The following is a 1,137-nucleotide window of genomic DNA, read 5'->3' on the forward strand; positions in this document are numbered from 1 at the left end:
AACGTATCAGGAAAATGGTCGCTGCCCATAAGTTTCCTCAGATTAATCAAGTGACGATTAGCATTGGCTTTGTAGAAATTGTTGCCCAATCATCACCGGCAGATGTTATCGGTGAAGCAGATGAAGCACTCTATTATGCCAAGGGTAATGGCAGGAATCAGGTGCTTAGTTACAACAGATTGTTACAAGAAGGCAAAGTTAAATCTGCGTCCAAAGTAGCACACGGTGATGTTGAGTTATTTTAAAGGTAGGCCTAGTTGTATGTTCACGCTAAGACAATTAAGTTTCATTGATCAAGTTATTATCGAGTTAGACAAAGCAATTACTACGGTAATCGGAAAACCTGAAACAACACATCGTCATATACCTGGAAATGAACTTGAGGAAGCGACGGAGTTAAGCGCTGAAGAACAAAGGCATTCAGCTGGTTTGATGCGAGTCAATCACTCAGGTGAAGTCTCTGCTCAAGCCCTTTATCAGGGACAAGCATTAACAGCTAAATTGCCCGAAGTTCGTCAGGCTATGGAGCAAGCAGCACTGGAAGAGAATGATCACCTGGTTTGGTGTGCAGAACGTTTAAGTTCACTCTCATCACATCGAAGTGTACTGAATCCGGTTTGGTACATTGGCTCGTTTGCTATAGGTGCTGTTGCTGGAAAAATAGGTGATAAATGGAGTTTGGGCTTTGTGGCCGAAACAGAAAAACAAGTCGTTAATCATCTTGATGAACACTTGGCAAAACTAAGTGCTAATGATCTAAAAAGTCGTGCTGTACTTGAGCAGATGCGAGAAGATGAACTTCATCATAGAACGACTGCTTTAGAAGCTGGTGGTGCAGAATTACCTCGTCCTGTGAAAACAATGATGTCGATCATTTCAAAAGTCATGACAAAAACAAGCTATTGGATATAAATTTTACTGACTTTCTTCTATCAGAATAGATATGAGGTATTGTCCTGCCAATTCAGCATCAGCTTCTACCCTCAATACTTTTCCCTGAATAATAAACGGTGAGAATCTGTCATTTCCCGTATCCATGACAATTTCTAACCTGTCATGCTCAGCTGGTGAAAAGTCTGATTGAATAAGTAAACCGCTGGCACTTAAATTTTTACTTATCCCCCGGTGTGTTATTTG

3 protein-coding genes are annotated in these 1,137 nt (G+C 40.9%); 2 read left to right on the forward strand and 1 reads right to left on the reverse strand.

Annotated elements, in window-relative coordinates; genetic code table 11:
* Together B4K20_RS09850 and coq7 are read left to right on the forward strand one after the other, a co-directional pair.
* A partial coding sequence (locus tag B4K20_RS09850; RefSeq protein WP_289282752.1) for a GGDEF domain-containing protein occupies nt 1-245 on the forward strand: 245 nt, incomplete at its 5' end.
* Between the two features lie 16 nt (nt 246-261).
* Nucleotides 262-912, forward strand: a complete 651-nt coding sequence (coq7, locus tag B4K20_RS09855) for a 2-polyprenyl-3-methyl-6-methoxy-1,4-benzoquinone monooxygenase (RefSeq protein ID WP_289282753.1) — start codon at nt 262-264, stop codon at nt 910-912.
* A gap of 3 nt (nt 913-915) precedes the next feature.
* Here coq7 and B4K20_RS09860 read toward each other — a convergent pair.
* Nucleotides 916-1,137: PilZ domain-containing protein (locus tag B4K20_RS09860; protein ID WP_289282754.1), on the reverse strand; the 222-nt coding region annotated here is incomplete at its 5' end.

Source organism: Methylophaga sp. UBA5088 (assembly GCF_002414625.1).
Classification (GTDB): domain Bacteria; phylum Pseudomonadota; class Gammaproteobacteria; order Nitrosococcales; family Methylophagaceae; genus Methylophaga; species Methylophaga marina.

Excerpts from the sequence above, each read along its gene's own strand:
- coq7 (WP_289282753.1), top strand. The coding sequence starts at position 262 with ATGTTCACGCTAAGACAATTAAGTTTCATTGATCAAGTTATTATCGAG.